The following is a 4230-nucleotide window of genomic DNA, read 5'->3' on the forward strand; positions in this document are numbered from 1 at the left end:
GCATTATTATCGTATTTCAGAGGGAGACCATGAAGAGTATTGTGAAACGATTCTGCTTCATGAAAAGAAGTTTTGCAAAGAAACATTTCAATCTATGGTGCGAGAAGCAATGAATAATAAGCCCGGTAAAATTGACCGTGTGGATATTGTTAAATATTTAATTGGTCACCATAGCTTTCAAGTAGCCCACATCGAAGCGGGATTTCATAGTACATACAGCGAGAAAGTGACATAAAAAATGCAGCACATCCTATACAACGAACTTTTCTTTTGAAAAGGGCGCTGTATTTTTTTTTGCTAAAAATAGAATGTTTCTAAGTGATATTCCTTTTAATGGTATAATAGTTAAGTTCTATAAGATATACATATAAAAACCACAAATACTTTAAAGAGAAAGGGTGAGGAAACATGGAAAAAGAAAGAATAGAAGAACTTGAACGAAAAATAAGCAGTTTAGAAGAAGACGTAGCCAGGCTAAAGTCGCTCGTATATAAAACAAATTCTCCAAAGCCAAAAACAGTTCATCCTCCTCCTAAGCAGCGCGAGGAGACCACTAAACGTCCTGCTCAAACAGCACCTAAAAGTTCACAGGCAATAGAAGAACCTGTTGATTGGGAAAAAGTCCTTTTTCAAACATGGCTGCCGAGAATTTTTATTTTTGTATTTATTATTGGTGTGCTATGGGGATTTAAAGCAGCTTCTGACTATGGGTTAATGAATGAAAAAGCAAAAGTTGTTCTCGGTTTCGTTGTTTCAATAGGTTTTGTTGTGACAGGTCATTTCCAAATTAAAAAGGGCAGGTTGGTGCTCGGGCAAGTACTTGTAGGAGGAGCTATTCCTATTCTCATGTTAACGACGTTTGCGATGCATAGCCTGTATCATTTAGCGGGACCAACGCTTGCTTTTATACTAAATGCGAGCTGGATTATCCTAGGGATTATCGCGACAGTCTTTTATCGTTCACAGGCATTAGGTATTATTAGCGCGGTTGGAGGCGTACTCGTTCCCTTTCTTATTGAAAGTAATTCGCCTAATGCGCTCGTTTTCATTGGCTATGAAACGTTTCTGTATATTGCCTTTTTATATGTGGCAATCAAACAAAAATATTCAATTTTATATGTTCTTTCCGCGGTACTATTAAATCTTACGCTACTCATTTATTACTCGTTTGTTGGTGATAATGGTGTAAAAGAGTTATTAGGTATGGCGATTCTTATTCAGCATTTATGCTTAATTTCTAGTTTTTTTCTATCACAATCTGTACTCCAAGTATATGCGTTTACCCTTCTATCGAGTTTAGCAGTTACGTACGGATGGCTGCTTGCCGTTTTTGACGATGGCATGACCACAATGGTGCTGCTTGCGCTAGTTATTATTTACGCATTAGGTGTTTACGCAGTAAGAAGTTCTAAAGAGAAATTTGAATTTTTTATTACCTATTTAATTGTTGCAGTAGCGTTTTTTATTCATCAGCTCGTCGATTTAAGAGAAGGAGTCATTTTATATGTGATTCAAGGACTGGCTGTTTACTATATCGCCATGACGTATAAAAATCTACTTCATCAACTATTTTCTTATACGATTTATATACTGAGCGCAACGTATATCTTAGTTACACCAATCGAACAAGTACTGTCTCTTCCCACATTAAATTGGCTTGTTGTGTTAGCTTCTATTCTAATATTTATATGGATCAGCATTCAAAAAACAGAAAAAGATGAGCACGATACGTTCAAAATTGGAGGAAGTATTGTTTTTTCTATTCTTTCTTTAATTTTTGCTACGGAAGTTGCGGCCGCTGGCACCAATCATCTTTCCGCTAATCCGCAAACGCTTATTATGACGGCCGTTTGGTTAGGGCTGTCCATTGCAGCATTTATAATAGGATCACTTAAAACGTTTAAAACAGCAACGTATATCGGCGTGGGCATTTTGTTCTTAACACTTTTTAAACTCGTTTTATACGATTTACCTTTTATTCCAATGGCTATACGGGCCTTGTTATTTATCGTCTTAGGAGCTATCGGTTTAATTATCTCGCGACTATTTTATAAAAAGAAGTAGCTAGAAGCTGAAGAGAAATCCTTCAGCTTTATTTATTATAATATTATTATGTAAACTTAATCTTGAAGTCGTACAAAAAGTATACAATCATGTATAATGGAACAAGTGAATTGGAGGTATACATAAAATGAAATCACTTGTATTAGCAGAAAAGCCAAGTGTAGCACGTGATCTTGCGCGCGTACTTGGCAGCACCCAAACAAAAAAAGGGTATATTGAAGGACCAAAGTATGTCGTAACATGGGCACTCGGTCATTTAGTTGAATTACAAACACCAGAGGATTATGATAACCAATATAAAACGTGGCGATTAGAAGATCTGCCAATCATGCCTGAGAAAATGAAATTAAAAGTAATTCGTAAAGTGAGTTCTCAGTTTCGCACAGTATCCGATCTAGTAAAAAGAAAGGATATTGGAGAGTTAATTATTGCGACTGATGCAGGGCGTGAAGGAGAACTTGTAGCACGCTGGATTATGGAAAAGGTACGCTGGAACAAGCCGTTTAAACGCCTTTGGATTTCGTCTCAAACGGATAAAGCAATTCGTGACGGGTTTAAACAGTTAAAACCAGGAAAAGAGTTTAATCGCTTGTATGATTCAGCCGTTTGCCGTTCAGAAGCCGATTGGCTTATCGGTTTAAACGTAACGAGAGCGTTAACGACTAAATATGAAGAACCATTGTCGGCAGGAAGGGTACAAACACCGACGCTGGCGATGATAATTGAGCGTGAACAAGTAATTAATACATTCAAACCTAGTGAATATTGGACGCTTACAGCTCAGTTTTCATCTTTTGAAGCGGCTTGGCAAAAGGGTAATGAAAAGCGCATTTTTGATGAAAAACGCGCAAAAGAGCTGCACTCAAAATTATCAGGTGAGGCAGTTGTAAAAACAATTAAGCGCAAAATGCATAAAGAAGCGCAGCCGCTTCCTTATGACTTAAACGAACTGCAGCGGGATGCTAACAAACGCTTTAACTTCTCTGCTAAGAAGACATTGAATGTACTTCAAAAGTTATATGAACAGCATAAGTTAGTCACGTATCCGCGTACAGATTCTCGTTATTTAACAACAGATATGGTTTCTACTATGAAAGAGCGTTTGGAAAGCATCTCTGCTGTATATAAAGAAGAAGTTCGTCCAATTTTAAGAAATGCACAGTTGCCAAAGCGAGTGGTTAATAACGAAAAAGTAAGTGATCACCATGCTATTATCGTAACGGATCAGCCTGTATTTCTACAGGACTTATCAGCTGATGAACGAAAGCTGTATGACTTAATTGCAAAGCGATTTATTTCATTGTTTTATCCTCCATATGAGTATGAAGTGGTTAAAGCAGAGCTTGAAGTAAACGGGGAACAGTTAGTAGCAAGCGGAAAGCAAGTCGTAAATGCAGGCTTCAAAAAAGTTTCTGGTGGAGACTCAGAAGCAACGGTGAAGCTGCCTGATATGGAAGAAGGCAGCAAGCTGCTCATTCAAGATGTAACGATGAAAAGCGCATTTACAGAGCCGCCGCAGCGCTATACAGAAGCGGATCTTCTTGGACAAATGGAAAAACATAATTTAGGTACCCCGGCAACACGTGCAGATATTATTGAAAAACTTCTGCAGAATGAATCCATTGATCGCCAAAACAATCGTCTGCACGCAACAAAAAAAGGGAAGCAGCTGATTGACCTAGTAGCAGATGAGTTAAAGTCGCCTGAGCTTACGGCTAAGTGGGAACGTGACTTAGAAGCAATTGCTAAAGGAAAAGGAAATGCAAAAGAGTTCTTAACAAATATTCGCGAACAAACAGAAAAGCTAGTTAAGCAAGTAAAAACAAGTAATCAAACGTACAAACCTCATAATTTAACGGGCTCTAAATGTCCGGAATGCGGTTCTTTCTTGAAAGAAAAGAAAACAAAGCAAGGAAGAGTGCTCGTTTGTTCAAGCCTTGAGTGCAGCTATAGACGCGCAAAAGACCCTAAACTATCAAATCGACGCTGTCCACAGTGTCATAAGCGAATGGAAATTCACTCAGGAAAAGCGGGTACGTACTTCCAATGCCGTTCATGTCAAGTAGTGGAGAAAGCTGAGGACAAAAAGAAAAAGATTTCAAAACGAGAAGAACGAAAGCTTCTTAACAAATACAATGATGATGGAGCATTTGGTTCAAGCTTGGG

3 protein-coding genes are annotated in these 4230 nt (G+C 38.1%); all 3 read left to right on the plus strand.

Annotation, left to right across the window (positions count from 1 at the left end; translation table 11 throughout):
- The coding region (locus AC1DRF_RS17935) for a hypothetical protein (protein WP_477741305.1) at window positions 1-235 on the plus strand (235 nt) is incomplete at its 5' end.
- A gap of 173 nt (window positions 236-408) precedes the next feature.
- Complete coding sequence (locus tag AC1DRF_RS17940; RefSeq protein WP_427076178.1) at window positions 409-2064, plus strand: DUF2339 domain-containing protein; 1656 nt, start codon at window positions 409-411, stop codon at window positions 2062-2064.
- Window positions 2065-2191: 127 nt separating this feature from the next.
- On the plus strand, window positions 2192-4230 hold a 2039-nt coding region (locus AC1DRF_RS17945), incomplete at its 3' end, for a DNA topoisomerase III (RefSeq protein ID WP_477741306.1).

This window comes from Priestia sp. P5_B4 (genome assembly GCF_056400385.1).

Excerpts from the sequence above, each read along its gene's own strand:
- AC1DRF_RS17940 (WP_427076178.1), top strand. The coding sequence starts at position 409 with ATGGAAAAAGAAAGAATAGAAGAACTTGAACGAAAAATAAGCAGTTTA.